Origin of the sequence: Achromobacter sp. PD1 (assembly GCF_048541815.1) — a bacterium.
Taxonomy (GTDB): domain Bacteria; phylum Pseudomonadota; class Gammaproteobacteria; order Burkholderiales; family Burkholderiaceae_B; genus Achromobacter; species Achromobacter bronchisepticus_A.
The window spans coordinates 1774061-1799394 of record NZ_CP183349.1; the positions used below are offsets into that span (position 1 = coordinate 1774061).

Below are 25334 nucleotides of genomic sequence, written 5' to 3' on the forward strand. Positions count from 1 at the left end.
AGCGCTACGGCGCGGCGGACGACAGCGTCGCGGCCTTGCGCGCCAGTTCGGCCACGCCGAAGGGTCGCGAGCGAATGATCTTCCAATGCTTCCTGCGGCACCCAGCGGGCGTCGGCGGCGTCGTCGCCCGCCACCGGCTCGCCGGATTGCCAGCGGCACAGCACCGCGATCAGGATGAAGTGGCGACGCAGCGCGCCCGCGTCGTCGCGGTCGTAGACGTCCACCGCGTCGAATACCTGCAGCGGTAGCGCGCGCACGCCGGTTTCCTCCAGCAGTTCACGCGCGGCGGCGGCAAGCACGCCTTCGCCCGCATCGATCTTGCCGCCGGGAAAGGCCCAGCGGCCCTGGTCGGGCGGGTTGGCGCGTTGCACCAGCAGCACGCGGCCGTCGCGCACGACTGCGGCGATGGTGGCGGCGATGGGACGTTGGGGCGGGGGCGCGGTCATGCGGGGTTCCTTTGCGCAGGTGGGGGCCGAGTATGCCAGGGTACGCCAAGCCGGGCTTAGCGCAAATCACCGTGGTGCCGGACCGGCCCCTGGTGCACACTGTCAGCCGCGCCGCATGAGCGCATCGAAAAGGGGGCGGGAGGGCAGCATGGATACACCGGACCGGCAGTTGCGCTATTTCTTGCGCATCGCGGAACTCAAATCGCTATCGCGCGCGGCGGAAGACCTGGACCAGACCCAGTCCGGGCTGAGCCGGCAACTGGCGGCGTTGGAAGCCCACGTGGGCAAGCCGCTGTTCGTGCGCACCGGCCGCGGAGTCGAGCTGACCGAGGCGGGCGCGCGGCTGTTCGACGGCATCCAGCCCGCGTACAAGAACATCGACCGGGTGCTGGAGGCCGTGCGCCAGCGCGAAGGCGTGACGCAGGGCACAGTCCGGCTGGCTACCGTGCATACGCTCAGCTACTACTTCATGGCCGAGGTGGTGGCCAGTTTCGTCAGCAGCCATGAACACGTGAACCTGTCCGTGATGGGCCGCAGTTCGCCCGAGGTGGTGGCGCTGGTGGAAAGCGGCAAGGCGGACGTGGGCTTTGTCTACGACGCGGCGGTCGCCTCGGACAACCTGGCGTCGGCCACGCTGTTCGACGACGACATGTGCCTGATCGTGCGCGGCGACGTGGAACTGCCGGACGACGTCGACCTGGCCGGCATGGACCTGCGGCTGGTGGGCTTTCCGCCGCACTACGCGCTGCGCAAGATGATCCATAGCGCGGGACTGGAGCCGGAGTTCGTGGCCGAGGCCGAAACCATAGACGCCATGCTCAAGCTGGTGTCCTCGGGCGTGGGCGCCTGTATCCTGCCGTCCCGCATCCCCGACAAGCTGCTGACCGAATACGGCCTGCGCAAGGTCCGGGTCCAGAGCCCCATCTTGCGGCGCCGCGTGGTCGCCATCACCTTGGCCAACCGCCAGCCTCTGCCGCTGGTGAGCGAACTGCTGGCCGTCGCCCACCGCATCGCGCTGCAGTAGCGGAGCCGGCAGGCTCGAATAGCAGCTATGACCCTGGCTGCATGGCTGTATCGCGGCTGGCTTTCCATACTGTGCATACCTCGCGCGGCGTCCGGTGGCGCCGATGACGCGGGTATTACACAGGGGAAGGCATGAGCACCGCATTAAGAGAGAAATCCTATTTCGACTCCCGCGCCACGCAGGAAATGGCGCAGCATCTGCGCGCCGTGCCGCGCAGCATCCAGGAAACCATGGCCTATGCCTGTCGCATCCTGGCCATGACCGAGCAGGAAGCCGGGCTGGCCGGCCAGATCAGCGTGCGCTCGCAGCGTCCGGGCGCCTACTGGACCTTGCGCTTCGGGCTGGGCTTTGACGAAGCCACGCCGGCCGATTTCATCGAAGTCGACCGCGACCTGCACACGCTGACGGGGGAAGGCATGGCCAACCCGGCCACGCGTTTTCATCTGTGGGTGTACGAGGCGCGGCCCGACGTGCAGTCCATCATCCACACGCATTCGCCCTGGGCCTCGGCGCTGGCCGCGGCGCGCCAGCCGCTGGTGATCTCGCAGATGGACATGACGCCGCTGCACGACGACTGCGCCTTCCTGGGCGAATGGCCGGGCGTGCCGATCGCGGACCAGGAAGGGGTGATCATCTCCGGCGCGCTGGGTAAAAAGCGCGCCATCATCCTGGCGCATCACGGCTACCTGACGGCCGGCGTTTCGTGCGAAGAGGCGACCTACCTGTCGGTCTACCTGGAGCGCGCGGCGCGCATGCAGATCCGCGCGCAGGCGTTCGGTCCGCTGACGCCGGTCGATGACGCGCTGGCGCGCGAAGCGCACGACTATCTGCTCAAGCCCTCGATCGTCAACGCGACGTTCAATTACTGGGCTCGGCAGACGCATGGCATTGCGCCCTTGCCGCTGCCCGCCGCCTGATACGCGCAGCTCCATTCTTCCAGCACTTTTTTCGGGGAGTCATGATGATGACGACCAAGCCTGCGGCTGCGCGCTCGCGCCGCGATTACGTGACGGCCGGACTGGCCAGCATGATGGGCACCACCATCGAGTGGTACGACTTTTTTCTCTACGGCACCGCTGCCGCGCTGATCTTCAACAAAATCTTCTTTCCGTCCTTCGACCCGTTGACGGGCACGCTGGCGGCGTTCGCCACCTATTCCGTGGGCTTTTTCGCGCGGCCGCTGGGCGGCGTGATCTTCGGCCATTACGGCGACAAGATCGGCCGCAAATCCATGCTGCTCATCACCCTGTTGCTGATGGGCGTGCCCACCATCCTGATCGGGTTGATCCCTTCGTATGAGCAGATCGGCTACTGGGCCGCAGTGCTGCTGGTGCTGATGCGCTTCCTGCAAGGCATCGCCGTCGGCGGCGAGTGGGGCGGGGCGGTGCTGATGGCGGTGGAGCACGCGCCGGACGGCAAGAAGGGCTTTTTCGGCAGCCTGCCGCAGGCCGGCGTGGCGCCGGGCCTGATCCTGTCGTCGCTGGCGATGGGGGCGGTGGCCAGCCTGCCCGAGGCCGACATGCTGGCCTGGGGCTGGCGCCTGCCGTTCCTGGCCAGCGTGGTCTTGCTGCTGGTGGGCTGGTTCATCCGGGTCAAGGTGGCCGAGTCGCCCGACTTCGAGCAGATGAAGGAGAAGGGCGCCAAGGTCGAGGTGCCGGTGGCGGAAGTCCTGAAGCACCACCGCCGCGCGCTGCTGGTGGTGGTGGGCGCCAGGCTGGCGGAGGTGACCTGGTTCTACACCGTGGTGACCTTCTCGCTGGCCTACGCCACGGGCACCGTGGGCATCGCGCGCTCGGTGATGCTGGATGCCACGATCTGGGGCGCGGCCGTGGCGCTGTTCACCATGCCGCTGTTCGGCATGCTGGGCGACAAGATCGGCCACAAGTGGGTATTCATGGTCGGCACCCTGGGCATCCTGGCCTGCGCGCCGGTGTTCTTCCATCTGCTGGGCACGCGGGACACGGGGTGGATCATCCTGGCGGTTTGCCTGGCGGTCGGCCTGGTCTACGCTTGCCTCTACGGGCCGGAAGGCACCTTGTTCTCCAGCCAGTTTCCGGCCGAGGTGCGCTACACCGGCATTTCGCTGGCGGTGCAGGTGTCCGGCGCCATCGGCGGCGGCCTGGCGCCCATCGTGGCGACCTGGCTGCTGGCCAAGGGCGGGGGCGATCCGCAGTACGTGGTGTGGTACTTGAGCATTCTCGGTGTGATCGCCTTGTTCAGCGCCTGGCTGATGCGCAGCGAGGCGCCTGCGGTTGCGGCCCTGCGGGTGCCTGCCCGCGCCAACCTGAGAACGCCATGATTGAGGACGCCATGAAGACCATCGACTACTACTTCTGGATGAACTCCGACTGGGCCTACCTCGGCGCCGACAGGCTGGAGGCGCTGGCGGCCCGGCAGCAGGCGCGGATCCGCTATCTGCCGGTGGACCTGCCCGAGGTCTATGCCCGCACCGGCGGCATCCTGCTGGGCCTGCGCGCGCCCGAGCGCCAGGCTTACCGCGTGACGGAGCTGGCGCGCTGGTGCCGCAAGCTGGACATCCACGTCAATCCGCAGCCGGCCTACATGTGCCCGGATGCCAGCCTGGCTTCGCGCATCGTGATCGCGGCCGACCACGCCGGCCTGCCGGTGGCGGCGCTGTACAAGGCCATCCTGAAAGCGGAGTGGTGCGACGAGCAGGACATCTCCGACGAGGCCACCCTGCGCGCCATCCTGCGGCAGCAGGGGCTGGACGCCCCGGCATTGCTGACCGCGGCGGACGAGCCCGGCATCGAGGCCGTCTACCGCCGCAACACCAACGACGCGGTCGCGGCCGGGGTGTTCGGATCGCCTTCGTATGTGTACCGGGGCGAGGTGTTCTGGGGCCAGGACCGGTTGGAGATGCTGGAGGAGGCCGTGGCGGCCTGAATAAAGCAGGAGTTGGCGGGCCGTTGTGAACTTCTTGCTCGACGGCCCGCCAGGGCGATGTCAGATATGCTTGCCCTGCGGCAGCACGGTCAGGGCTAGCAGCGCGACGAGACTGGCGGCCATGACATACAGCGCCGGGGCAAAGGCCACGCCCGTGGTGTAAGTGATCCAGGTCAGGATGGCCGGAGCGAAGCCTCCCAGCACGGTTACCGCCGTGTTGTACGTCAGGGACATGCCCGAGGAACGTACCGCGGTGGGAAAGACCTCGGACAGCGCGGCGGGCGCCACGCCGACATACATAGCCACCATCAGACAGAACAATGACTGCACCACGATCAGCGTCATCTGCGTGTGCGATGCCTGCAGCCACATCATCAGGGGATAGACGGCGACCATCAGCACTGCGGCGGCGGCGCGCAGCATGTTGCGGCGTCCGTAGCGGTCCGACAGGGTGCCGGAGAACACACAGCCTCCAGTCAAGAACAGATTGCCCACCAGCGCCGCCAGGAAGGCTTCCGAACTCGTGAACCCCATCGATTTCTGTACGTAGATCGGCATGAAAATGATGAGGGCATAGGGGCCGACTGCCCAGAGCACTGACATGCAGAGGCCGGTCAGCAGTTCCTTGGGATAGTCACGGATGACGGCCAACAGGGGCGCCTTGACGCGGGCATTCTGGCGGGCCTGGCGTTCCTGTTCCTCGCGGAAGTGCGGCGTTTCGTCCAGCGCCGCGCGCATCCACAAGCCCACCGGCGCGATGGCCAGGCCCAGGATGAAGGGTATGCGCCAGCCCCATTCACCAACCTGTTCTTCGGTAAGCAGGGTGGTGACCAGGGTTGCCACGAGCGCGCCCAGCAAATTGGAGATGCCCATGCTTGCCTGCAGCCAGGAAGCGTACTGGCCGCGTTTGCCTGCGGGGGCGTGCTCCACCAGGAAGGCCGTGGCGCCGCCGACTTCGCCGCCGGCCGAGAAGCCTTGCAACACTCGGCCGCAGACGATCAGGAGCGGGGCGCCCACGCCGATGGCGGCATAGGGAGGCGCGGCAGCGATCAGCAGCGTGCCCAGGGCCATCAGCATGATGGTTAGCGTCAGGGTCGCCTTGCGGCCGGCCCGGTCGCCATAGGAGCCAAGCACCAGCGCGCCCAGCGGACGGACCACAAAGCCCAGACCGAAGGCCAGGAACGACGTCATCAATTGCACGGTCGGGTTGGCGTTCTGAAAAAAGTTCTGCCCGATGTAGACCGCGAACAGGGCATAGACGGTGAAGTCATACCATTCGAGCGCATTGCCTGCCGAAGCGGCAATGACTGCCTTGCGTCCGCTGTGATGCTGCGCGGATTGGGTCGCGTTGCGGGTCGGCACGGCCTCGGCTCCCAGGTTCATCGATATGTCCTTCATTGTTTCCCAGTTCAGATCGTGAGCGTTCGGGGGGCGTCCTGGCGCATAGATGACCAGTTCCCCGGAACAGACGAGCGCATCATAGAAATCAATGCCGATAATGTCGTATTACCTTTTGTTCCTGGTCCATAACATCACATTAATCATTCGCCCACGCCATAGCGGGGCGTGGGGGACGGTTCAGGTCAGGATAAGGGATAACCCCAGGAGGCTTGAGCGGACCAGGAGAACCTAGTTGTGCCGCTCCAACTCGTGCAGCACGTTGATGAAAGCCAGCGCGGGGCGCGACAGGGGCTGCAACTGCAAGTAGAAGACGTTCACTGGCGCGTTGACGGTGCCCCGGATGGGCACCGCCACCACGTTCGACCAGGTAGGGCCAGCCACCGTGATTTCGTCCACCAGCGCCACGCCTGCGCCCGCCTGCACCAGGGCGCAGGCGACATGGGCCTGCTGCACCTCGATGAGCGGCTCGGGCCGCGAGTCCTCGTTGCCGAATAGCCGGTTGATCAGCATGCCAAAAGGGATGTCGGCGCTGTAGCCGATCAGGGGTTCGTTGACCAGATCGGGCACCTCTACCTGGCCTTGCGCCGCCAGCGGATGTCCCTTGGGCAGGACCGCGACGATCTTGTTTTCGTAGAGAGGTTGAGAGGCCAGGCTCGGGTGTTCCACCGGCATATAAGCCACGCCCAATTCGATCTGCTGCGTCAGCAAGGCCTGTTGCAGTGTTGCCGGTATCTGAGTTTGCAGCACGATGCGCATCTGGGGATAACGCTTGCGGAACAGCGCGATCGCGCGGGGCAGCAAGGACTGGCCCAGGCTGGGGCTGCAGGACAGCCGCAGTTGCCCCTCGCGGTTTTCGGCGAGATTGTCGGCGACCTCGTTCACGCGCTGCACGTTCTGGTATAGCGCCGTGACTTCCACGAACAGGCGGTGGGCCTCAGGCGTGGGGTAGAGCCGGCCCTTGATGCGCTGGAACAGCATCAGGCCCAGGCGCTGCTCCGTATAGGCGATCAGCCGGCTGACCGCGGGCTGGGACACGAAAAGCAGCTTGGAGGCGCCACTGATGGAACCGCTGAGCATGATCGCCCGGAAGATCTCGATCTGCCGTAGATTCAATTTCATATGATTAACCTGATGTTAATTCTCACGCACATATAAGCATAAGACGTTTTGGATGGCCGCTCCTACACTGCCTGCACTCAACACAGGATGGAAGCGGTCATGAGCGATTTCGATTTGGTGGTGCGCGGCAATATCGTCGACCCGGATGGCGTGGTGATGGATGGCTGGCTGGCGGTGAGAGACGGCAGGATCGCGGCGCGCGGCGCTGGCCAGGCCCCCGCGGGCCGCGACAGCGTGGATGCGCGGGGCCAGTGGATCGTGCCCGGCGTGGTCGACGGCCAGGTGCACTCCGGCAGCCAGCTGAACCAGGAAGGACTGGGCTGGGCGTCGCGTGCGGCCGCCGCCGGCGGGGTGACGGTCATGGTGGACATGCCCTACGACGATCCGGAACCCGTGGCTTCGCGTCCGCAGCTGGACGCCAAGATCGCCGAGGTGGAGCGCGATTGCCATGTGGACGTGGCGCTGTTCGGCACCCTGAACACCCAGCACGGCCTGGCGGCTGCGGCGGGTCTCATCGAAGGCGGCGTATGCGCCTTCAAGTTTTCGACCTTCGAAGCCACCCCGGGCCGCTTTCCCCGCATCGAAGAAGACGACCTGTATGAAGCCTTCCGCCTGATTGCTCCGTCCGGACTGGTTTGCGGCGTGCACAACCAGATGCAGGAACTGACTCGCAAGAACATCGCGCGGCTGGTCGAGGCCGACGATACCGGCTGGGACGCGTTCATGCGGGCGCATACGCCGCTGATCGAGAACCTGGCGACGGCGCTGATCTATGAAATCGGCGCCGAAACCGGCGCGCGCGCCCATGCGGTACACGTATCGACTTCCCGCGGTTTCGAGATCTGCAACATGTACCGCCGCAATGGCCATCGCGCCAGCATTGAAACCTGCGTGCAGTACCTGATGCTGAACCATGAAGAGCACACCCGCCGCTTCGGCGCGAAAACCAAGCACTATCCGCCGATCCGTCCCAAGGCCGAGGTCGATCTGCTCTGGACCCATATCGCCAAGGATGAATGCACCTTCGTGTCGTCGGACCATGTCAGTTGGGGCCTGGAGCGCAAGCAGAATCCGAACGTATTCAAGAACTCGTCCGGCGGCCCCGGCCTGGAAACGCTGTTGCCCGCTTTCTGGACCGGCTGCGAAGAGCACGGCATCGCGCCGTCCATGGTGGTGCGCCAACTGAGCCGCAACCCCGCGCAGCACTTCCTGTTGGATGACCGCAAGGGCTCGTTGGAGGTGGGCAAGGACGCCGACATCGTCATCCTCAAGCCGGAACGTTATGCCTTTGATCCGTCCACCAGTCTGTCGGCGGTGCAGTGGAGTTCGTTCGAAGGCCGCGAGTTCACCGTGCGCGTCGCGGGCACCTGGTGCCGCGGCCAGCAAGTCTATGACGGCAAGGGCATCGTCAACCAGAAGGGCGACGGCCGCTTCCTGCGTCCGCGCCAGGCCTGAGGGAAACGGCTATGTCTGTGCAGTTTCCCCCCCTGAACGCCGAACGCCTCTGGGCCCGCGTCGAAACCCTTTCCCGCTACACCCTGCCCGAGGTCCCCTGGACCCGCCGCGCGTTCTCGCCGCTGTTCGACGAAGCCCGCGCCTGGCTGCGCAGCGAGTTCGAGGCCGCGGGCCTCACGACCCGCCTGGACGCGGGCGGCAACCTGATAGGCACGCTGGCCGGGCGCGACCCGGCGCGCAAGCCCATCGCCACCGGCTCGCACTGCGACACCGTGATGGCCGGGGGCCGTTTCGACGGCATCATCGGCGTGCTGGCCGGCATCGAAGTGGCCCACACCTTGCGCGAACAGGGCGTGCAACTGGAACACCCGTTCGAGGTCATCGACTTCCTGTCCGAGGAGCCCAGCGACTACGGCATTTCCTGTGTCGGCAGCCGCGCGCTCTGCGGTCAGTTGACGCCCGACATGCTGGCGGCCCGCAACCCCGAGGGCGAGACGCTCGCGGCCGGCATTGCCCGCATCGGCGGCGACCCGTCGGCGCTGGGCGCGTCATTGCGCGGCCCGGACGGCACCGCGGCGTTCGTGGAACTGCATATCGAACAAGGCCCGGTGCTGGAAAGCCGCGGCCTGCCCATCGGCGTGGTCACCAACATCGTCGGCATCCGTCGCGTGCTGATCACGGTGGAAGGCCAGCCGGACCATGCCGGCACCACGCCCATGGACATCCGCCGCGACGCCCTGGTGGGCGCGGCCCGCATCATCGATGCCGCCCACCGCCAGGCCAGCGCCGCCAGCGGCAATCCGCATTACGTGGTCGCCACCGTGGGCCGCCTGTCCATGACGCCCAACGCCGCCAACGCGGTGCCGGGCCGCGTCGAACTGACGCTGGAAATGCGCAGCGACAGCGACGCCGTGCTGGACGCCTTCCCCGAGACTCTGATGGCCGGCGTGGCCACGGACCTGACCGCGCTGCGCCTGTCCGCAAGCTTCACCCAGCTGAGCCGCGCGCGGCCCACCGACTGCACGCCGCTGGTGATGGACGCGGTGCAGGCCGCCGCCGACCAGCTGGGCTACGCCTCCATGCGCCTGCCCAGCGGCGCGGGCCACGACGCGGTCTACATGGCGCCCACCGGCCCCATCGGCATGATCTTCATCCCTTGCCTGAACGGCCGCAGCCATTGCCCGGAAGAGTGGATCGAACCCGCGCAGCTGCTGGACGGCACCCGCGTGCTGTACCAGTCGGTGCTGGAACTGGACCGCAAGCTGCGGGCATAGCGAGGCGGGCGCCTGCCGGGCGCCCGCAAAACCGCTACTTCTTCACCAACGGGCAGGACGAGCGCGACAGCGGCATGAAGGCCTGATCGCCGGGCAGGGTGGCCACGAGCTTGTAGTAGTCCCAGGGGCGCTTGGACTCGGACGGCTTCTTCACTTCGAACAGGTACATGTCGTGCACCATGCGGCCGTCCTCGCGGATGCGGCCGTTGGTGGCGAAGAAGTCGTTGATGGGCATGGACTTCATCTGCTTCATCACTGCCGTGGGTTCGTCGGTGCCGGCCGCCTGCACCGCCTTCAGGTAGTGCATCACCGATGAATATGTGCCGGCCTGGCTCATGTTGGGCATCTTCTTGAGCTTGTCGTAGTAGCGCTGGGACCAGGCCCGGGTCTGGTCGTTCATGTCCCAGTAGAAGGCTTCGGTCAGCGTCAGCCCGGCGGCGGCGTCCAGGCCGATGGCGTGGATGTCGTTGATGTACAGCAGCAGTCCGGCCATCTTCTGGCCACCCTTGGTCAGCCCGAATTCGCTGGCGGCCTTGATGGCGTTGACCGTGTCGCCGCCGGCGTTGGCCAGGCCCACGATCTGCGCGCGGCTGGCCTGGGCCTGCAGCAGGTACGAGGCGAAGTCGCTGGAGCCCAGGGGGTGGCGCGACGCGCCCAGCACGGTGCCGCCGTTGGCCTTGACGACTTCGGTGGCGGACGCCTGCAAGGTGTGGCCGAAAGCGTAGTCGGCCGTCAGGAAGTACCAGCTCTTGCCGCCTTGCTCGACCGTGGCGCGCGCCGTGGTGTTGGCCAGCGACCAGGTGTCGTAGGTGTAGTGCACGGAATAGGGCGAGCACAGGTCGTTGGTGATGCGTTCGGTGCCAGGCCCGCTGAACACCACGATCTTCTTTTTCTCGCGGGCCACTTCCAGCACGGCCAGCGCGGGGGCGGAGCCGGCCACGTCCATGATGGCGTCGACCTTCTGGGTGTCGTACCACTCGCGCGCCTTGGCGGCGGCGATGTCGGCCTTGTTCTGGTGATCCACCACCATCAGGTCGATCTTCTTGCCGAGCACCGTGCCGCCGAAGTCGGCGATGGCCATTTCGGCGGCGGTCGCGCTGCCCTTGCCCGTGACGTCGGCATACACGCCGCTCATGTCCAGGATCAGGCCCAGGCGGACCATGTCGTCGGAGATTGCCTGCGCCATGGCGCTGGGCGCGGCGGCAAAGGCGGATAACAGGGCTAGCGTGCTGCGCAACTTCAGGGAAATCCGGGGGGTTCTACGGCATTGCATGGTTGTCTCCTTTATGCCGGATCTTGTTCGGATACTGCTGGCGCTTGGGGATCTGCTGCGGCGCTCTGTTCTGGCTTGACGCTGGCGGGTCGAGGTGGGGGACTCCTTGTCTTGAATGTGGTCTAGCGATGGGACAGCAGGTCGAATTCCATCCGCACCTTGCTGAACGGGAACTCCAGCCGCGCGTAATACACCACGCGGCCGTCGATGCAGGCGTAGCGGCGTATTTCCGCCACGGGCGAGGACACGGGAATCTGCAGGGACTCGGCGGATTCCTGGCCGGCTTCGATCACGTTCAGCACCTGGCGCGCTTCGCTGATGCGCGCGCCGTAGAACTGGTCCAGCACCGGCGCCACGGTGCTCTTGCGGATTTGGGCGCGGTGCTTGCGGAACAGCGCGCTGTCCAGGAAGACCTCGCTGTAGCAGAAGGGGGCGCCATCAGTGGTGTGCACCCGCCGCAGGTACTGGAAGCTGCCGCCGCGGTCGGCGTCGCAAGGCATGCCCAGGGTGTCGGGCAGGGGCGAATCGGCGCTGGACTCCACCAGTGAAACCGTACCCAGCTGGTTGCTCAGCTCCACGGTTTCGGCCCAGGTCTTGGGGATCAGCAGGGTGGGCGTTTCAGGCAGTTCGGCATTGACGAAAGTGCCCGACCCGCGCGAGCGGCGGATCAGGCCATCGTCTTCCAGCAGGCCGAATGCCTGGCGGATGGTCGCCCGCGAAATGCCATAGGTTTCCATCAGCGCTTCCAGCGGCGGAATCTGCTGGCCGGGCCGCCACGTGCGGTTCTGGATATTGCTGCGAAACAGCGCCGCCGCCTGCAGATACAGCGGCTGCGGGCTGCGCGAGAAGAGCTTGGGGTCGGGCATGTTCAGGCGGAGGGCGTCGTGGTCGGAGCCGCGAGTATGGCATCGGCCATTTCGCGCAGCCGGTGCTTCTGGATCTTGACCGAGTTGGCGCTTTCCACCGAGGGGAATTCATCCAGCACGGTAAAGCCCGCCGGCGTCTTGAAGCCCGCCATCGCGGCTTTGCACGCGGCGGTCCAGCCCGCCGGGTCGGCCGCGGCGCCCGGTTGCAGCAGCACGAAGGCGTAGGGCACGGTCTTGCCCTTTTGCGTCGCGCCGACCACCTGGCAGGCGCGCACGCCCTGCAGGGTTTCGACCACCTGTTCGATTTCCACCGGATTGACCAGGAAGCCGGACAGGCGCAATGAATCGCCCATGCGGGTCTGGAACACGAACTGGCGCGGATTCAGCGTGTAGCCGAGATCGCCGGTCTTGAAGTAGCCGTCATCCGTGCAGGCGCCGCGGGTGGCCTCGGGATTGTCCAGATAGCCCTGCATCAGGCTGGGCGAGAGGATTTCGAGTTCGCCGGACTGGCCATGCGGCAGGATTTCGCCCGTGGCGGGATCGCGGGCGCGCACGCGCGCCTCGGGGTAGATCAGCGTGCCGCCCGGCTGGTGGCGCGCGGACACGTCGCCCTCGGCGGGATCGCGCGGCTGGCCGGCGACCAGGGCCACCAGCTCGCTGGAACCGTACAGGCCGGTCAGCGGCACGCCGGCCTCGCGGGCCAGGTCCAGCATGTTGTCCAGCGCCGGCGTGAAGCTGGCGAAGCCGAACAGCCGCACCGAGTCGAAGTCGCCTTGGGCTCCCGCCCGCATCATGCCGACCAGGGCCTCGTTGTTGGCGTAGGTGTGCGTCACCGCGTGGCGGCGCACCGCGGCAGAGGACTGGGCGGCGTCGAACACCGGCGCGCAGACCACGGGCGCGCCTTGCGCCAGGCCGCCGGCCAGCGTCGCGAAGCCGAAGGCGCCGCAGAAGGGCGCGCTGGCGAGCACGCAGCTTCGGTCGTCATAGCCATAGGCCCGCGCCACGGTCGCGCCGTGGTTCAACAGCGTGCGCTGGTCGTGCAGCACGAACTTGGGCTTGGACGTGGTGCCGGACGTGGTGAAGCACAGCACGCCCGCATTGGTCTGGGCCGGCGGCGCCGCGTCTGTGCAGGACCGCAGGTCCTGGTAGCGGTGGGCAGGCTTGCCATGAAAGCTGGCGGGCAGCGTCTCGTCGGCATTCGTCAGCGCGATCACGCCTTGCAGGCGCTCCAGATGTTCCGGCGCGACCTCGCCCAGGATGCCCTGGAAGTCTATGCCCTTGAACCCCGGCCAGAACACCAGCCAGTCCGCCTTGCCGCGTCCCAGGATGTCGGCCAGCTCCAGCGCCCGGAAGCGCGTGTTGACCGCCAGCACCAGCGCGCCCAGGTGCGCGCAGGCCAGGAACGATTCCACCCAGGCGGCGCAATTGGGCAGCCAGACCGCCACGCGCTGCCCCGGGCGCACGCCGATGCGGGCAAGGCCGGCGGCCAGCGCGCGGCTGTGCGTCCGCAGTTGCGCCGCGCCGATGGGCTGGTCCTGGTCGATCAGCAGCGGCGCATCGGGCTGGTGCGCGGCCAAGGCGTCCAGGTGTTCGGAGAAAGTCGAGTACGGCATGTTCATGGCTTACACCGTGGCGATGGGCGTCACGGGAGAACCCACCGCGCCAGGCATGCGCAAGGGCGGGGCGGTCAGCAGGAAGCGGTTGCGGCCTTGCGCGTGCAGCCAGTCGGCCAGGTCCTTCAGGTACCAGAGTTCGGCCAGCGGCAGGCCCAGCTTGAAGAGGCAATGGTGGTGCAGCGGCAGGATCGAATGCCCAGGGCCGGAGGTGCGCGCCGGATAGGCTTCGACCGCATAGTTGTCCGCGCAGATCGCGGCGATGCCGGATTGCGTGATCCAGTCCAGCAGCGCCGGGTCGGAGCCGTCCAGCACGGCGCCGGTCTGTTCCAGCTTGTGCGGGTCGGGCCGGCCGTCCATGGCCACGATTTCCTCGGCAAAGCCGGTGCGCAGCACCAGCATGTCGCCGCGTTCCACCGTGACGTTCTGCGCCCGCATGGCGGCCTGCAGGCCCGCCAGGTCGACGACCGTGCGGCCGGAGCCGTAGGCGCGCGCCAGGTCCACCAGCACGCCGCGGCCCTGCATGCCTTTCTCGGCATAGCGGTTGATGCCGAGCTTGCGCGCATACGATCCGCCGGGCGGGCAGCAGGCGTCGTCCGAGTTGTCGGGATCCGCGCCGCCGAACACGTCCACGCCGGCCGCGTAGCCGTTGTAGTAGACGCGGCGCGCCTCGCCGTCCCCTTGGATGTCGAACAGCGCGCCCACGTGGCACAGGCCGTCCCACTGGGTGGAGTACTGCATGGACAGCGTGACCTGGTCGTCGGACAGTACGTCCACGGCTTCGGGCTGCACCTGCGACATCTGGAAGTTCAGATAGGGCGTGCCTTCGCGGAAGGTGGGCTTGAGTGTGGGGGCGTGGCGGCGCGGATTCAGCACGTTGCCGCCCGGCAGGTCCAGCGGCAGCGACAGGCAGAACACCTTGCCCGCGCGCACTTCCCGCACCGCCTGCAGCACTTTTTCCTCGGTCAGCAGGTTCAGGCGGCCGATCTCGTCATCCGGGCCGAAGTCGCCCCAGGTGGAGCCTTCGGGGCGTTGGGTCCAGCGTTTCATCTGCTTGTCTCCTGGAGGTTTTCTATGTTCTTATGAATATAGTACGTATTTACGTACTTTAAAAAGAAATCCGCAATCAGCGGGTTCGATAGGAGACAAGCCCATGACGCAATTCCTGCAGCGCAGGTTGGCGATCACTGCGCCGGCCCTGGCCGCGCTGGCCTTCCTGACCTTGCCCGCGGCGCACGCCGCCGGCTATCCCGATCATCCCGTCACCGTTGTCGTGCCTTATCCGCCGGGCGGGGGCGCCGACATCTTCGGCCGCGCCATCGCCCACGCGCTGGAACCGGGCCTGAAGCAGACCGTGCTGGTTGAGAACAAGCCCGGCGCCGGCGGCAACATCGGCATGGCCTACGTGGCGCGCGCCAAGCCCGACGGCTACACGCTGGGCCTGGGCACCATCGGCACCCAGACCATCAACCAGTTCCTCTACAACAACATGGCGTTCGACCCCGAACGCGACCTGGTGCCCATCGCGCTGGTGTCCACCACGCCCAACGTCATCGCCGTCAGCGCCAAGTCGCCCTACAAAACGGTGGCGGACGTGATCAAGGCGGCCCAGCAGTCCAAGGATAAGAAACTGACCTATGCGTCGCCCGGCATCGGGTCCTCGGTGCACCTGACCGGCGCTTATTTCGAAGCCATGGCGGGCGTGACCATGCTGCACGTGCCGTTCAAGGGCACGTCCGCATCGCTGCCGGCGGTGGCCGGCGGGCAGGTCGACCTGCTGTTCGACAACCTGCCGGGCGCGCTGGCGCAGATCAAGGACGGCAATCTGGTCCGAGGCGTGGCGGTCACGTCCGCGGCTCGCGATGCTTCGGTGCCCAACCTGCCCACCGTCGCGGAATCCGGCCTGCCGGGCTTTGACGTCACCGCCTGGTTTGCGCTGTACGCTCCGCGCAACACGCCGGAGCCCGTGGTCCGGCAGCTGATCGAAGCCGCGCGCAGCGGGCTGAAGAATCCGGCCGTCGCGGCCAACTTCGCCGGCATGGGCGCCAAGCCTGGCACGCTCTTCGGCGCGGACCTGGCGGCCTTCGAGGCCGCGGAACGCAAGAAGTGGGGCGGACTCATCAAGGACAAGGGAATCACCGCGCAATGAACACGCCCACCGCACTGGTCACCGGCGGCAGCCGGGGCATAGGCCGCGCCATCATCGCGCGCCTGATCGATGATGGCTTCCAGGTCGTCAACTTCAGCCGCGGCGCGCCCGAAGCCCTCTTGCCTGGCGAGACGTTCCGCTCGGTCGACCTGGGCGACCCCGCAGCCACCGTGGCCGCCGCGCAGGAGTTGGCGGCCGAACGCCGGGTCCTGCATCTGGTCAACAACGCCGGCATGATCCAGGTCGCGCGCATCGGCGACGTCACCCAGGAGCAGATGGCGCGGATCATGGCGCTGAACGTCACTGCGCCGGTCCTGCTGATGCAGGCCCTGCTGCCCGGCATGCGGGCGGCGGGCTACGGGCGTGTGGTGAACATCGGCAGCCGCGCCGCCCTGGGCAAGGACGGACGCACCGTCTACGGCGCGTCCAAGGCGGCGTTGGCCGGGATGACGCGGACCTGGGCGCTGGAGCTGGCGGGCAGCGGCATCACGGTGAACACCGTGGCGCCCGGACCCATCGCGACTGAACTGTTCAACCAGTCCAACCCGCCGGGCGCGCCACAGACCTTGGCCTTGGAGGCGGCGATTCCGGCAGGAAGGGTGGGCCGGCCCGAAGAGGTCGCGCATGCGGTCTCCATGTTCATGGACCGGCGGGCGGGTTTCATGACGGGACAGATGCTGTACGTGTGCGGCGGCGTGTCGGTGGGGCTGGCCGGCTAGCCGCTCAGCGCCTGACCCAGCTGCGCCATTTCCTTCCTGGACATCTTGCCGGATGCCGCCAGCGCCTGCGCCCGCTCCAGGCGCAGGCGCTTGAGCACTTCGGTGGGCGCGACGCCGAAATGCGCGGCGAATTTCCGCTGGAAGGTGCGGCGCGACATCTGGCAGGCATCGGCCATGTCGTCGACCGACCAGCGCGCCGACAACTGCGCCTCGATTTTTTCCACCAGGTCGCGGAACGGCGCGGCCACGCGGTCCTGCATACGCAGCGCCTGGCTGTACTGGCGCTGGTCGCCGTTGCGGCGCATGAATACGACCAACCGGCGCGCGACCCGCTGCGACAGGTCGGCGCCGAAGTCGCGTTCGATCAGCGCCAGCGCCAGGTCGATGCCGGCAGTGACGCCGGCCGAGGTCCAGTACTTGCCGCTTTCGATGTAGATGCGGTCGTCTTCGACGCGCAGGGCCGGGTGTAGCTGGCGCAGCCGATCGGCCGAGCGCCAGTGGGTGGTGACGGCGCGACCGTCCAGCAGGCCGGCGGCGGCCAGCACGAAGGCGCCGGTGCAGACGCTGCAAGTGCGTCCGGCGTCCGCGTCGCGGCGGCGCAGCCAGGCGCGCGTCTCGCCATGGGCGCCCGCGAAATCGGCGCCGGGACCGCCGGGTACGAACATCATGTCCAGACGCTCATCGCCGTCGTCGGCAAAAGTGCCGTCCACCTGCATGCGCAGGCCCTGTTCCCAGGTGGAGACCTGCGGCGTGGCGCCGATGGTGCCCAGGCGGTAGAGCTTGCGGCCGGCTTCCTCGTTGGCCGAACTGAAGGCTTGCCATGGTCCGGCCAGATCCAGCGGCTGGAAGCCGTCATACAGGACGAATTGCACGCGCAATGGCGCATCGGGCGGCGTATTTGGCGCACGCGTCCGGGCGCGTCCGCCTATGCTGGAAGTCGTCGTTTCTAACGGAGCATCGTCATGCATGTGAATTTTCTCTTGTTCGAAGGGCTGACCCAGCTGAATATGACCGGACCGTACGAAGTGCTGGCAGGCGCGCCGGGCTTCACCGTGGATTTTGTCGCAAAAACGCGCGATCCGGTGCGCAGCGATCGCGGGCTGTGTTTCGTGCCCACGCAGGCCATCGCATCGGCGCCGCCCTGCGACTTGCTGGTGGTGCCAGGCGGGCCGGGCACGGATGATGCCATTGTCGACGCCGACTGGGTAGCGTTTACACGTGCGCAAGGCCTGGCGGCGCGCTACGTATTCGGCATCTGCACCGGTTCGCTGCTGCTGGGCGCGGCTGGCCTGCTGCGCGGCAGGCGTGCTTCCAGCCACTGGCGCGCACGTGAACTGCTGTCGCGCTTCGGCGCCATTCCCAGCGATGAGCGCATGTGCGTGGACGGCAAGTTCTACACCGCGGGCGGCGTGACCTCCGGCATCGACATGGGGCTGAAAGTGGTGGCGGACCTGTGCGGCGAGGACGTGGCCAAGCTGATCCAGCTGCAGATCGAATACGACCCCAAGCCGCCGTTTCCTGGCGGCACGCCCAAGACTTCGGAGCCGGCCGTGGTGCAGCGTTATCTGGAGATGTCGCAGGCGCGCTTCGAGCGCCGCTCGCAGGCGGTGGACCGGGCCGCGGCCGCGATGGCGTGAGTTCGTGCGCGCGGCGCGCTCACTTCGCCAGATGATCCAGCGGCAGCGGGCTTTGCGGCTTGACGGTCTGGATGGCGAAGTTGCTGCGGATGTCCTTCACGCCGGGCAGCTTCAATAGCGTGCCCAGCAGGAAGCGTTCGTAGGCGCGCAGGTCGGGCACCACCACCTGCAGCAGAAAGTCGGACTCGCCCGACACCAGGTGCGCGGCGATGACTTCCGGCAAGGTGCTGACTTCCTCGCGGAACAGGGCCGAGTCGCGCTCGTGGTGCCGCTCCACCTTGATGCCGACGAAGACGGTCAGGCCCAGGCCAACTTCGTCCGGCGCCAGGCGGGCTTCGTATCCCTGGATGACGCCGGCTTCTTCCAGCAGCCGCACCCGCCGCAGGCAGGGCGAAGGGGACAGGCCGATCTGTTCGGCGAGTTCGACATTGGTCAGCCGGCCGTTCTGCTGCAGGGCTTCCAGGATCCGGCGGTCGTAGGCGTCCAGTTCGCGTTTTGGCATGGAATTAGGATTAGGTTTGTTTGATTGGTTGAATATGCCAATCATCATAAATCTGATGGCATGAATAGGATGCACATGCCAGCGCCATTTTCCTAGAATGATCGCCTGAGTCAGGACGGAAAGGAGCGGGGAAATGGCGGATATGGCGATGTTTCTAGGGGCTTTGCTGATCGTCTACGTGGTGCCGGGACCCGACATGATCCTGCTGCTGGAAACCGGTGTGCTGCGCGGCAGAGGGCAGGCGCTGGCCGTGGCCGCGGGGCTGGCCATCGCGCGGGCCGCCCACGTGACCCTGGCCGCGCTGGGCTTGGCGGCGCTGTTCAAGACCCATCCCTGGGCGTTCGATGCGGCGCGCACGGTGGGCGGCTGCTATCTGGTCTGGTTGGGCTTGCGGCTATTGCGCGCAGGACCCGTGTCCTACGATGCTTCCGGGCAGGCGCCCGCGAGCCGCGCGGGACTGGGGCCGGCGCTATTGAGCGGCGTGTTGACCAATGTGCTCAATCCCAAGGCCTTGCTGTTCTGCTCGGTGCTGCTGCCGCAATTCGTGTCGCCCGCCCAGGGGCCGATAGGCCAGCAGTTCGCCGTGCTGGGCGTGATCCTGGTCAGCCTGGGCCTGGCGCTGGACGTGCTGTGCGCGTTGGCGGGCGGGGCGGTGGGGCGCTGGATGTCGGCCAGCCCCCGTGCGCAGAAGATCCAGAGCCGGGTGTTCGGGCTGGCGTTGATCGGCTTCGGCTTGCGCCTGACCGTGGCCCAGCGTCCGGCCTGAACCGCCGGCCCCGCAGCTTGCGCCGCGGGACCGGCCGCCAGGTTTACTTGGCGTAGGCGTACGAGGACTCGTCGGCTTCCTCGTCCTTCGGCCGCGGCGGGACCGCGCCGTCCTCCAGCAATTCCGACTGCGTCAGGCCCTTGGTCAGCTCCAGCGCCTGGCGTTCGAACAGGCGCCGGTACAGGCCGCCCTTCAGGCGGATCAGCGCGTCATGGCTGCCTTCCTCGATGACGCGGCCGCGGTCCATCACCAGCAGGCGGTCCAGCGCACGCACCGTGGACAGGCGGTGCGCCACCACTAGCGTGGTGCGGCCCACCATCAGGCGGTCCATGGCCTGCTGGATCAGCACTTCGCTTTCGCTGTCTAGGCTGGACGTGGCTTCGTCCAGGATCAGGATGGGCGCATCGGCCAGGAAGGCGCGGGCCAGGGCCACGCGCTGGCGTTCGCCGCCCGACAGCTTGACGCCGCGTTCGCCGACCAGCGTGTCGTAGCCCTTGGGCAGCGCCATGATGAAGTCATGGGCGCTGGCCAGCCTTGCCGCCTGCTCGATCTCGGCCTGCGTGGCGCCGGGGCGGGCATAGGCGATGTTCTCCGCCAGCGTGCGATGGAACAGCACGGGTTCCTGCTGCACGATGGCGATCTGGCTGCGCAAAGACGCCTGCCGCGCCTGGGCGATGTCCTGCCCGTCGATCGTGATGCGACCGTCGTTCACGTCGTACAGGCGCTGGATCAGCTTGATGAACGTGGTCTTGCCCGAACCCGAATGGCCGACCAGGCCGACCCGTTCGCCCGGGGCGATGCGCACCGAGAAATGGTCATACAGCGCCTTGTCGTGCGCGCCATAGCGGAACGTCACATCTTCGAAGCGGATCTCGCCAGCCGTCACGCGTAGCTCGCCCGCGCCGGGCCGGTCGTCCACGCCCAGCGGCTGCTTTTCCAGCGCGACCAGTTCTTCCATGTCGTTGACCGAGCGCTGCAGGTTGCGGATGTGCATGCCCACGTCGCGCAGATAACCTTGCAGCATGAAGAACATCGTCAGGGCGAAGGTGATGTCGCCCACGCTGGCCTGGCCGCGCGACCACAGCAGCAGCGACGCGCCCAGGATGCCCGCCTGCATGGCGACCAGCATGGCGCCCTGGATGCCGCCGTTGATCGTGCCGCGGATCCAGGTGCGGCGCGTGCGGCGGCGCCATTTGTCGACGACGCGGTCCAGCCTGACTTCTTCGCGCGCTTCGGCGCCGAAGGCCTTGACGACCGCATTGCAGCTGACGGCGTCGGCCAGCGCGCCGCCCATGCGCGTGTCCCAGGCGTTGCCCAGCCGCGCGGCCGGCGCCACATAGCCCAGCGACAACGCCGCGGTCACGGCGATGTACAGCACCGAGCCCAGGCCCACCACCAGCCCCATGATGGGCCAGTGCGCGCCCAGCAGGGCGGTGGCGCCCACCAGCATCACGACCGACGGCAACAGCGCGATCAGCAGCGTGTCGTTGAGGATGTCCACCGCCCACATGCCGCGCGTGATCTTGCGCACCGTGGAGCCGGCGAAGCTGTTGGCGTGCCAGTCCGTGGAAAAGCGCTGCACGCGGTAGAACGCGCTGGACACGATCCCATTCATCATCTTCAGCGTGAAGGTGATGATGTTCTGGAATATGGCCTGGCGCAGTAGCGTGCCGCCGATGCCCAGCGCGATCAGCAGCCAGAACGCGGTGACGGCCGCGCTCCAGACGATTTCGTCGCCGGCCGCGCCCGAGGCCACTGCGTCAACCAGTTTGCCGGCGTACAGCGGCGTCAGCACATCGGTCACCGCCGACAGCAGGGCGAGCACGATGATGCCGGAGGTACGCCAGGGCTGCGCGCGCCAATGGCGGAAGGTAAAGCCAAGGACATCCTTGAAGGTCTGTCCTCGTAGATCGATTTTTTTTCTGGCCATTGCAATGGCCCGGCGTCACCAGGACGCCGGGAGTCCTTGTGTGGAAAGAGGAAGGAGCGGCCTGCGCGGCGAGGCGCGGGCGATTGCGTTCAGGTTTTTGGGGCAGGCACGGAGGACCAGTCGCTAGATAGGCATCCAGCGATGGGTCCGCGCGGGCGACGACTTAATGGCGTCGCGGGGACACGCGCGGGATGGCGGTATGCGGATTCATCATCTTGCGCCTCCCAGTGGTGTGAGATGTGGGGGAAAAGGAATGGGCAGAGGCCCGAATTGAAGATTCTATAGAAGTGGTGTAAGCGAAGCAACGGGTAGGCGCGCGCCGGTGTGGGTTTTTTTCAACTGCGCGCGGCGTTCAGCCTGGGGTGAACAGCGTGGGCGGCAGGCGCGCCACGGCGTCGTAGGTCAGGCGGATGTGGGCGGCCAGCAGGTCACAGGCGTGGTCGGCATCGCGCGCCAGCGTGGCGTCCAGGATGCCCTTGTGCTCATCGTCCAGGTCGCGCGCGATGGGTTTGCGCGTGACGGTCAGGCGGCGGTAGCGCTCGGCCTGCTGGTACAGGATGCCTAGGAAATGGTGCAGCCAGCGCGACGGACAGGCGCGGATCAGTTCGCGGTGGAATTCGCGGTTGCGCTGCTCCCATTCTTCAAAGCGGGTGTCGGGGTCGGCGGCCAGGCGCTGCTCGGCCTTGCTCAGCCGGTGGAAGGCGGCCAGCACCGCGCTTTCCCAGTCGTCGTCGCCCAGCGCGATGGACTGGCGCAGGGCCTGGGTTTCAAGCAGCACGCGGTTCTCGGTGATGTCGCGGAAGTCTTCCAGCGAAATCGGCGTGACGTGGAAGCCGCGCTGTCCTTGCGCGATGACCAGCGCGTCCGACACCAGCAGCGCCAGCGCTTCGCGCAGCGTGCCTGCGCCCACGCCGTAATCGTCCTTCAGGTGTTCGACGCGCAGGCGGGAACCCGGCGGATGCACGCCCTGGATGATGTCGCGGCGCAGGTTGACATAGGCCGCGCCGACCAGGGTGTTGGCCGAGGCGGAATGGGCGAGCGGGGGGAGGGTGGCGCCGTCTGACATGGGAGCTACTTTATCACTGCGTTCAAAAAATCTCGATAAAAATTATTGACGCCGAGATTTATGCTGCTTATCGTAGAAAAAAAGCGTCGAGACCACGACCGGCAAGGAGCCGGCGGCAGGCGCAACCTGGAGACAAGCAGTGATACGGCTACACGACATCCGGTACGTCCGGCTGGGTACCCGCGACCTGGAATCCGCGGTCCGCTACGCGACCGCGGTGCTGGGGCTGGAAGTGGCGCGCAAGGAGCACGGCGCGGTCTACTTCAAGTCCGACTCGCGCGACCACACCCTTTGCTACTTCGAAGGCGATCCGCGCGACCACACCACCGCGTTCGAAGTGGACACGTCCGAAGAACTCGAGCATGCCGGCGCGGTGCTGGAGCGCAGCGGCTATCAGGTCGCCGCAGGCAAGCGCGAGGACGCCGAGCAGCGCTACGTGCGCGATTTCCTCAGTTTCATCGACCCCTCCGGCAACCGCATCGAGCTGGTGCACGCGCCGCATCACAGCGGCCGCCGCTACTTCCCCAGCCGCGATGCGGGCGTGACCGGCTTTTCGCATATCGGCCTGCGCACGCTGGACGCGCGGCGCGACGAAGCCTTCTGGACCGGCCTGCTGTCGGCCCGGGTCAGCGACCGCATCGGCGAAGCGCCGCTGCTGCGCATCGACGAAGTGCACCACAAGATTGCGCTGTTCCCGTCCAGCTATCCGGGCGTGCAGCACATCAACCACCAGGTCGAGAGCATCGACGACATCATGCGCGCCTGGTATCAGCTGAAGGAATGGCAGGTGCCGATCCGCTTCGGCCCGGGGCGGCATCCGACCTCGGGGGCGATGTTCCTGTATTTCGACGGCCCCGACGGCATGATCTACGAATACTCCACCGGCGTGCGCCTGATCACCGCCGAAGACGAGAAGACCTACCGGCCGCGCAGCTTTCCCGCGGTGCCGTCCTCGTTCTGCATGTGGGGCGCCAAGCCCGACATCCCGGAGTTCAAGACGTGAGCGCCGCGCCGATGAAAGCCGACGCCGGCCAGGAAGCCCTGGTGCGGACGGCGGCGCGCGGCCTGGCCCGCGCCGGCCTGGTCCACGCCTACGGCCATTGCAGCAGCCGCCTCGACGCCGGTCACTTCCTGGTATGCGCCGCGCGGCCCATGGGCCTGATCGAACCGGGCGAGGCGGGCACGGTGGTGCCGGTGCACGGCGAGCTGCCCGAGGGCGTGCTGGGCGAGGTCCGCATCCATCAGCACATCTACCGCATGCGCCCCGAAGTGGGCGGGGTGGTGCGTTCCATGCCGCCCACGGTCATGACGCTGTCCTCGGCCCGCGTGACGCCGCAGCCGCGCCATGGCATGGGCTCGTATTTTTCTCCGTCCGTGCCGCTCTGGGACGATCCGCAGCTGGTGCGCAGCGACGCCCAGGCGCGCGGCGTGGCCCAGACCCTGGGCGCGGCGCGCGCCGTGGCCATGCGCGGCAACGGCGCGGTGGTGGCGGCCGAATCGCTGATGCATGCCGTGGTGCTGACCTGGTATCTGGAGGATGCCGCGCGCATCGAATGGCAACTGCGCTCGGCCGGCCTGGCCGAAGGCGCGCCCACGCTCTCGCCGGAAGAGGCGGCTACCCGCGCCGTGGGCACGGGCCGCATCTACGAGCGCATGTGGGAATACCTGACCGCCGGCGACCCTGAAGCGGCGCTGGCAGACCTGTCACAACCGAGGACGCAATGACCGATTTCCGCAATTTCATCAATGGCGAATGGGTCGCCACGGACAAGACGTTCGACAACCGCGATCCGGTCGACAACCGCCTGATCGGACGCATCCACGAGGCCGGCGACGCCGAGGTCGACGCCGCCGTGCGGGCCGCCAAGGCGGCGCTGCGCGGCCCCTGGGGCAAACTCAAGACGCAGCAGCGCGTGGAGCTGCTGCACGCGGTGGCCGACGGCATCATCCGCCGCTTCGACGAGTTCGTCGATGCCGAGATCGCCGACACCGGCAAGCCCTACGACCTGGCCAGCCATCTGGACATTCCGCGCGGCGCGGCGAACTTCAAGATCTTCGCCGACCTGGTGCGCAACATTCCCAACGAGACCTTCGACCTGGAAACGCCGGATGGCGGCCATGCCCTGAACTACGGCGTGCGCGTGCCGCGCGGCGTGATCGGCGTGATCTGCCCCTGGAACCTGCCGCTGCTGCTGATGACCTGGAAGGTGGGGCCGGCGCTGGCCTGCGGCAACACCGTGGTGGTCAAGCCTTCCGAAGACACCCCGGCCACGGCCACGCTGCTGGGCGAAGTCATGAACGAGGTCGGCGTGCCGCCCGGCGTCTACAACGTGGTGCATGGCCGCGGCCCCGGTTCGGCGGGCGAAAAGCTCACGCGCCATCCGTTGGTCGACGGCATCACCTTCACCGGCGAAACCCGCACCGGCGAAGCCATCATGCAGGCCGCGGCGGTGGGCGTGCGCCCCGTGTCCTTTGAACTGGGCGGCAAGAACGCGGGCATCGTGTTCGCCGACGCGGACTTCGACAAGGCGGTGGCCGGCATCGCGCGCGCCGCCTTCGACAACACCGGGCAGGTCTGCCTGGGCACCGAGCGCGTCTACGTGCAGCGGCCGATCTTCGACCGCTTCGTGGCGGCGCTGGGCGAGCGCGCCCGCGGCTTCAAGCTGGGCCGTCCGAAGGACCCTGGCGTCAACCTGGGGCCGTTGATCTCGCAGCGTCACCGCGACAAGGTGCTGGGCTATTACGCCCGCGCCCGCGAAGAGGGCGCCACGGTGGTCGCGGGCGGCGGCGTGCCGGACATGCCGGATGAGCTGGCCGGCGGCGCGTGGATCCAGCCCACCGTGTGGACCGGACTGCCGGAAACCTCGGCCGTGATCCAGCAGGAAATCTTCGGCCCCTGCTGCCACATCGCGCCCTTCGACACGGAAGAAGAAGCCGTCGCCCTGGCCAACGCCACGCCCTACGGCCTGGCGGCCTCGGTCTGGACCAGCAACGTGGGCACCGCCCATCGCATGGGGCAGGCCCTGGAAGTGGGCATCTGCTGGATCAATTCCTGGTTCCTGCGCGACCTGCGCACGGCCTTCGGCGGGGCCAAGCAGTCCGGCATCGGCCGCGAGGGCGGCGTGCACTCGCTCGAGTTCTACACGGAGCTGCGCAATGTCTGCGTGAAGCTCTGACCTGTAAGCAAGCC

The 25334-nt window shown here is 67.2% G+C and carries 23 protein-coding genes and 1 pseudogene; 13 read left to right on the forward strand and 11 right to left on the reverse strand.

Features of this window, described 5'->3' with window-relative positions; translation table 11 throughout:
- Positions 1-4: 4 nt before the first annotated feature.
- Positions 5-446 (reverse strand): annotated as a pseudogene (locus ACM1PE_RS08330) (NUDIX hydrolase).
- 148 nt (positions 447-594) lie between these two features.
- On the opposite strand from ACM1PE_RS08330, the gene ACM1PE_RS08335 reads away from it, so the two are divergent.
- From ACM1PE_RS08335 to ACM1PE_RS08350, 4 genes are all read left to right on the forward strand, one after another.
- Positions 595-1470, forward strand: coding sequence for a LysR family transcriptional regulator (locus ACM1PE_RS08335; protein ID WP_059378492.1), 876 nt, complete (start codon positions 595-597; stop codon positions 1468-1470).
- A gap of 131 nt (positions 1471-1601) precedes the next feature.
- Positions 1602-2387 carry an aldolase gene (locus ACM1PE_RS08340; RefSeq protein ID WP_059378493.1) on the forward strand — a complete coding sequence of 262 codons (786 nt, stop codon included), beginning with the start codon at positions 1602-1604 and terminating at the stop codon, positions 2385-2387.
- A gap of 44 nt (positions 2388-2431) precedes the next feature.
- Positions 2432-3769 (forward strand): MFS transporter, encoded by a 1338-nt coding sequence (locus tag ACM1PE_RS08345; RefSeq protein ID WP_419343822.1) that lies wholly within the window; start codon positions 2432-2434, stop codon positions 3767-3769.
- Between the two features lie 11 nt (positions 3770-3780).
- Positions 3781-4374: a 2-hydroxychromene-2-carboxylate isomerase gene (locus ACM1PE_RS08350; protein WP_118933898.1), complete on the forward strand. Its 594-nt coding sequence runs from the start codon at positions 3781-3783 to the stop codon at positions 4372-4374.
- A 60-nt stretch (positions 4375-4434) separates the two neighbouring features.
- Here ACM1PE_RS08350 and ACM1PE_RS08355 read toward each other — a convergent pair whose 3' ends face one another.
- A complete protein-coding gene (locus tag ACM1PE_RS08355; protein ID WP_410469187.1) occupies positions 4435-5751 on the reverse strand; it encodes an MFS transporter in 1317 nt (438 codons plus the stop codon).
- 252 nt (positions 5752-6003) lie between these two features.
- Positions 6004-6894 carry a LysR family transcriptional regulator gene (locus tag ACM1PE_RS08360; RefSeq protein ID WP_419342960.1) on the reverse strand — a complete coding sequence of 297 codons (891 nt, stop codon included), beginning with the start codon at positions 6892-6894 and terminating at the stop codon, positions 6004-6006.
- Positions 6895-6993: 99 nt separating this feature from the next.
- Between ACM1PE_RS08360 and ACM1PE_RS08365 the strand changes: the two genes are divergently transcribed.
- Positions 6994-8349 carry a dihydroorotase gene (locus ACM1PE_RS08365; protein ID WP_306632969.1) on the forward strand — a complete coding sequence of 452 codons (1356 nt, stop codon included), beginning with the start codon at positions 6994-6996 and terminating at the stop codon, positions 8347-8349.
- A gap of 11 nt (positions 8350-8360) precedes the next feature.
- Positions 8361-9623 (forward strand): Zn-dependent hydrolase, encoded by a 1263-nt coding sequence (locus tag ACM1PE_RS08370; protein WP_419342961.1) that lies wholly within the window; start codon positions 8361-8363, stop codon positions 9621-9623.
- A 34-nt stretch (positions 9624-9657) separates the two neighbouring features.
- Here ACM1PE_RS08370 and ACM1PE_RS08375 read toward each other — a convergent pair whose 3' ends face one another.
- From ACM1PE_RS08375 to ACM1PE_RS08390, 4 genes are all read right to left on the reverse strand, one after another.
- On the reverse strand, positions 9658-10896 hold the full coding sequence (locus tag ACM1PE_RS08375; RefSeq protein WP_419342962.1) for an ABC transporter substrate-binding protein: 1239 nt from the start codon (positions 10894-10896) through the stop codon (positions 9658-9660).
- Between the two features lie 122 nt (positions 10897-11018).
- Positions 11019-11762 (reverse strand): GntR family transcriptional regulator, encoded by a 744-nt coding sequence (locus ACM1PE_RS08380; RefSeq protein ID WP_059380589.1) that lies wholly within the window; start codon positions 11760-11762, stop codon positions 11019-11021.
- 2 nt (positions 11763-11764) lie between these two features.
- Positions 11765-13381 (reverse strand): AMP-binding protein, encoded by a 1617-nt coding sequence (locus ACM1PE_RS08385; protein WP_419342963.1) that lies wholly within the window; start codon positions 13379-13381, stop codon positions 11765-11767.
- Positions 13382-13384: 3 nt separating this feature from the next.
- Complete coding sequence (locus ACM1PE_RS08390) at positions 13385-14425, reverse strand: cyclase family protein (protein ID WP_419342965.1); 1041 nt, start codon at positions 14423-14425, stop codon at positions 13385-13387.
- A 103-nt stretch (positions 14426-14528) separates the two neighbouring features.
- On the opposite strand from ACM1PE_RS08390, the gene ACM1PE_RS08395 reads away from it, so the two are divergent.
- Together ACM1PE_RS08395 and ACM1PE_RS08400 are read left to right on the forward strand one after the other, a co-directional pair.
- On the forward strand, positions 14529-15524 hold the full coding sequence (locus ACM1PE_RS08395) for a Bug family tripartite tricarboxylate transporter substrate binding protein (protein WP_059380587.1): 996 nt from the start codon (positions 14529-14531) through the stop codon (positions 15522-15524).
- A complete protein-coding gene (locus tag ACM1PE_RS08400; protein ID WP_118935018.1) occupies positions 15521-16243 on the forward strand; it encodes an SDR family oxidoreductase in 723 nt (240 codons plus the stop codon). The genes ACM1PE_RS08395 and ACM1PE_RS08400 overlap by 4 nt, the downstream gene beginning before the upstream one ends.
- Here the strand turns inward: ACM1PE_RS08400 and ACM1PE_RS08405 are convergent.
- Positions 16240-17115, reverse strand: a complete 876-nt coding sequence (locus ACM1PE_RS08405; RefSeq protein WP_419342966.1) for a GlxA family transcriptional regulator — start codon at positions 17113-17115, stop codon at positions 16240-16242. The two genes, ACM1PE_RS08400 and ACM1PE_RS08405, sit on opposite strands and share 4 nt — an antisense overlap.
- 90 nt (positions 17116-17205) lie before the next feature.
- On the opposite strand from ACM1PE_RS08405, the gene ACM1PE_RS08410 reads away from it, so the two are divergent.
- Positions 17206-17880 carry a DJ-1/PfpI family protein gene (locus ACM1PE_RS08410; RefSeq protein ID WP_419342968.1) on the forward strand — a complete coding sequence of 225 codons (675 nt, stop codon included), beginning with the start codon at positions 17206-17208 and terminating at the stop codon, positions 17878-17880.
- A 19-nt stretch (positions 17881-17899) separates the two neighbouring features.
- On the opposite strand, the gene ACM1PE_RS08415 is transcribed toward ACM1PE_RS08410, so the two are convergent.
- The gene (locus ACM1PE_RS08415; protein ID WP_054454795.1) at positions 17900-18382 is read right to left on the reverse strand and encodes an Lrp/AsnC family transcriptional regulator; all 483 of its coding nucleotides are present in this window, start codon (positions 18380-18382) and stop codon (positions 17900-17902) included.
- A gap of 142 nt (positions 18383-18524) precedes the next feature.
- Here ACM1PE_RS08415 and ACM1PE_RS08420 point away from each other — a divergent pair, with 142 nt between their 5' ends.
- Positions 18525-19148 (forward strand): LysE family translocator, encoded by a 624-nt coding sequence (locus ACM1PE_RS08420; RefSeq protein ID WP_251880664.1) that lies wholly within the window; start codon positions 18525-18527, stop codon positions 19146-19148.
- A 43-nt stretch (positions 19149-19191) separates the two neighbouring features.
- On the opposite strand, the gene ACM1PE_RS08425 is transcribed toward ACM1PE_RS08420, so the two are convergent.
- On the reverse strand, positions 19192-21078 hold the full coding sequence (locus ACM1PE_RS08425; RefSeq protein ID WP_059380583.1) for an ABC transporter ATP-binding protein: 1887 nt from the start codon (positions 21076-21078) through the stop codon (positions 19192-19194).
- A gap of 352 nt (positions 21079-21430) precedes the next feature.
- Positions 21431-22144: a GntR family transcriptional regulator gene (locus ACM1PE_RS08430; RefSeq protein WP_419342969.1), complete on the reverse strand. Its 714-nt coding sequence runs from the start codon at positions 22142-22144 to the stop codon at positions 21431-21433.
- 139 nt (positions 22145-22283) lie between these two features.
- Between ACM1PE_RS08430 and ACM1PE_RS08435 the strand changes: the two genes are divergently transcribed.
- From ACM1PE_RS08435 to ACM1PE_RS08445, 3 genes are read left to right on the forward strand one after another with little or no spacing between them, the layout of a single operon-like run.
- Complete coding sequence (locus ACM1PE_RS08435) at positions 22284-23147, forward strand: VOC family protein (RefSeq protein WP_054456504.1); 864 nt, start codon at positions 22284-22286, stop codon at positions 23145-23147.
- Positions 23144-23869, forward strand: a complete 726-nt coding sequence (locus ACM1PE_RS08440; RefSeq protein WP_419342970.1) for a class II aldolase/adducin family protein — start codon at positions 23144-23146, stop codon at positions 23867-23869. Before ACM1PE_RS08435 ends, ACM1PE_RS08440 begins: the two co-directional genes overlap by 4 nt.
- Positions 23866-25320 carry a 2-hydroxymuconic semialdehyde dehydrogenase gene (locus ACM1PE_RS08445; RefSeq protein ID WP_059374175.1) on the forward strand — a complete coding sequence of 485 codons (1455 nt, stop codon included), beginning with the start codon at positions 23866-23868 and terminating at the stop codon, positions 25318-25320. The genes ACM1PE_RS08440 and ACM1PE_RS08445 overlap by 4 nt, the downstream gene beginning before the upstream one ends.
- Positions 25321-25334 lie beyond the last annotated feature (14 nt).

Excerpts from the sequence above, each read along its gene's own strand:
- ACM1PE_RS08335 (WP_059378492.1), top strand. The coding sequence starts at position 595 with ATGGATACACCGGACCGGCAGTTGCGCTATTTCTTGCGCATCGCGGAA.
- ACM1PE_RS08340 (WP_059378493.1), top strand. The coding sequence starts at position 1,602 with ATGAGCACCGCATTAAGAGAGAAATCCTATTTCGACTCCCGCGCCACG.
- ACM1PE_RS08345 (WP_419343822.1), top strand. The coding sequence starts at position 2,432 with ATGATGACGACCAAGCCTGCGGCTGCGCGCTCGCGCCGCGATTACGTG.
- ACM1PE_RS08350 (WP_118933898.1), top strand. The coding sequence starts at position 3,781 with ATGAAGACCATCGACTACTACTTCTGGATGAACTCCGACTGGGCCTAC.
- ACM1PE_RS08360 (WP_419342960.1), bottom strand. The coding sequence starts at position 6,894 with ATGAAATTGAATCTACGGCAGATCGAGATCTTCCGGGCGATCATGCTC.
- ACM1PE_RS08365 (WP_306632969.1), top strand. The coding sequence starts at position 6,994 with ATGAGCGATTTCGATTTGGTGGTGCGCGGCAATATCGTCGACCCGGAT.
- ACM1PE_RS08370 (WP_419342961.1), top strand. The coding sequence starts at position 8,361 with ATGTCTGTGCAGTTTCCCCCCCTGAACGCCGAACGCCTCTGGGCCCGC.
- ACM1PE_RS08375 (WP_419342962.1), bottom strand. The coding sequence starts at position 10,896 with ATGCAATGCCGTAGAACCCCCCGGATTTCCCTGAAGTTGCGCAGCACG.
- ACM1PE_RS08380 (WP_059380589.1), bottom strand. The coding sequence starts at position 11,762 with ATGCCCGACCCCAAGCTCTTCTCGCGCAGCCCGCAGCCGCTGTATCTG.
- ACM1PE_RS08385 (WP_419342963.1), bottom strand. The coding sequence starts at position 13,381 with ATGAACATGCCGTACTCGACTTTCTCCGAACACCTGGACGCCTTGGCC.
- ACM1PE_RS08390 (WP_419342965.1), bottom strand. The coding sequence starts at position 14,425 with ATGAAACGCTGGACCCAACGCCCCGAAGGCTCCACCTGGGGCGACTTC.
- ACM1PE_RS08395 (WP_059380587.1), top strand. The coding sequence starts at position 14,529 with ATGACGCAATTCCTGCAGCGCAGGTTGGCGATCACTGCGCCGGCCCTG.
- ACM1PE_RS08400 (WP_118935018.1), top strand. The coding sequence starts at position 15,521 with ATGAACACGCCCACCGCACTGGTCACCGGCGGCAGCCGGGGCATAGGC.
- ACM1PE_RS08410 (WP_419342968.1), top strand. The coding sequence starts at position 17,206 with ATGCATGTGAATTTTCTCTTGTTCGAAGGGCTGACCCAGCTGAATATG.
- ACM1PE_RS08415 (WP_054454795.1), bottom strand. The coding sequence starts at position 18,382 with ATGCCAAAACGCGAACTGGACGCCTACGACCGCCGGATCCTGGAAGCC.
- ACM1PE_RS08420 (WP_251880664.1), top strand. The coding sequence starts at position 18,525 with ATGGCGATGTTTCTAGGGGCTTTGCTGATCGTCTACGTGGTGCCGGGA.
- ACM1PE_RS08425 (WP_059380583.1), bottom strand. The coding sequence starts at position 21,078 with ATGGCCAGAAAAAAAATCGATCTACGAGGACAGACCTTCAAGGATGTC.
- ACM1PE_RS08430 (WP_419342969.1), bottom strand. The coding sequence starts at position 22,144 with ATGTCAGACGGCGCCACCCTCCCCCCGCTCGCCCATTCCGCCTCGGCC.
- ACM1PE_RS08445 (WP_059374175.1), top strand. The coding sequence starts at position 23,866 with ATGACCGATTTCCGCAATTTCATCAATGGCGAATGGGTCGCCACGGAC.